This window comes from Oceaniovalibus sp. ACAM 378 (genome assembly GCF_008085915.1).
In the GTDB taxonomy this organism is placed as follows: domain Bacteria; phylum Pseudomonadota; class Alphaproteobacteria; order Rhodobacterales; family Rhodobacteraceae; genus Oceaniglobus.
Genome location: NZ_VSJK01000066.1, coordinates 1 through 1,668 on the forward strand (window position 1 = coordinate 1; position 1,668 = coordinate 1,668).

At 52.0% G+C, this 1,668-nt stretch carries 3 protein-coding genes; 1 reads left to right on the plus strand and 2 read right to left on the minus strand.

Annotation, left to right across the window (positions count from 1 at the left end; genetic code table 11):
• A partial coding sequence (locus FQ320_RS25145; protein WP_222861731.1) for a helix-turn-helix domain-containing protein occupies window positions 1-169 on the minus strand: 169 nt, incomplete at its 3' end.
• Window positions 170-435: 266 nt separating this feature from the next.
• On the opposite strand from FQ320_RS25145, the gene FQ320_RS25150 reads away from it, so the two are divergent.
• A complete protein-coding gene (locus FQ320_RS25150) occupies window positions 436-1,368 on the plus strand; it encodes an IS110 family transposase (protein WP_148475990.1) in 933 nt (310 codons plus the stop codon).
• A 79-nt stretch (window positions 1,369-1,447) separates the two neighbouring features.
• Here the strand turns inward: FQ320_RS25150 and FQ320_RS26230 are convergent.
• The coding region (locus FQ320_RS26230) for an IS30 family transposase (RefSeq protein WP_148475991.1) at window positions 1,448-1,668 on the minus strand (221 nt) is incomplete at its 5' end.

Consider the following 1,668-nt stretch of genomic DNA (forward strand, 5'->3'; position numbering starts at 1 on the left):
CGCGCGCCTTGTGCCGGATCGCTGCAGGGCCTTTGGTCCGGAAATCCTTCAACAGCCGATGCACTTGCCGTCGGCTCAGTCCCAACACGTTCGCAGCTGTCACAGCCGTCATCCGGCCTTGCGTCACTTGGCTCAATACCTCAATGCGGTTCAGCTCGCGTTCGCTCATAACAACCAATCCCACCGCCACACTCCAATCCTGCCAAAACAGGGAAGTGTGACACTTCTTGTCTTAGGCTGAGGCATGGTTCCCGTGCGATAAGGGAGTCGCTGCCCGGCACCTCATATATGCCGGTCAGCGGCGGAGGTCGGATCGAAACACTTCGGGTTAAGTAAGGACCGAAAAGTAGTATGATCGCCTCCGTCTTTTCCAATGACCTGAACGGATACAGGGGCAATAGGCCCGCATGACAAGACAAGGTGAGGAAAAGACAGATGAACAATACCATCGGGATTGATGTCTCAAAAGACAAATTGGACATCTTTGACTTGGAGCTCATGGAACATCGGCAGTTCGATAACGATGCAGATGGTCTCAGGTGTTTGATTGGGTGGCTTAACGATAGACATGCACTGACGGTGTTCGAAGCGTCAGGATGCTATCATAGCAAACTGGAAACTGGCTTATCAGAGGCAAGTTTACCATATTCCAAGGTGAATCCCTGCCAAGCGCGCCGATTTGCCGAAGCGACCGGAAAGATTGCAAAAACTGATAGAGTCGATGCCGAGGTTCTGGCCAGAATGGGTTCAGTTTTGCAGCTTGAATCGCAAAGCCCAAAGTCAGAAAATATGAGTGTTCTCAAAGATTTGACGAACGCGCGTCGCGGTCTTATCAAAGACCGTGTGGCGGTCAAAACGAGAATGCCGACAACGATGCAGACGCTTATCAAGCGTCAGTTAAATGAGCGGTTGGCCCAAGTGGAAAGGCACCTTAAACAGTTAGATGGTGCCATCAAAGAAGCCATTTCTGCGAATGCGCAGCTTGTCGAAAAACTTAATATACTCAAGAGCATTCCAGGCATCTCGGACATCACAGCCTCGGCGATGCTGATCGAAATGCCCGAACTGGGCACGATGAACGGAAAGCAAGCCGCATGTCTGGCCGGGTTGGCACCAATATCGCGGCAGTCAGGTCGATGGCAAGGCAAGGAACGGATCAGAGGAGGCCGCGCATTCGTCCGTCGAGCATTGTACATGCCAGCACTTTGCACCATCCGTCATAATCTCAGTTCAAAGCAAAAATACGATCAAATGGTGAAAGCTGGAAAGCCTCCGAAAGTCGCGCTGACTGCTATTATGCGAAGGCTCATCGTTGTTGCAAACGCGCTTCTGAGATACGGCCGGAGCTGGACAGAAAACAGGACTTGATCAACACGGATACTACTTTGCAGATGTGGGGCATTCTAACTTTGCGCTGGAATCTCAAGACACGTTGCGACTTGTTCCGTTATCTCAGTTTCATCAGTTCTTCGCTGAAGGCCTCAGTTGGTGTGCGCCATCCCAGGCACTTTCTGGGTGTGCCGTTCAAGCGGTCGCAAATCGACTTCATATCTCGATTTGAGAGTGCGGCCACAGGCGCGTCCCGTGGTAAATATCGCCTTGCGCGCTTGTTCAGATTCTCGACTGAACCCTTTTGCCACGGTGCCTGCGGATCGCAGAACCACGCCT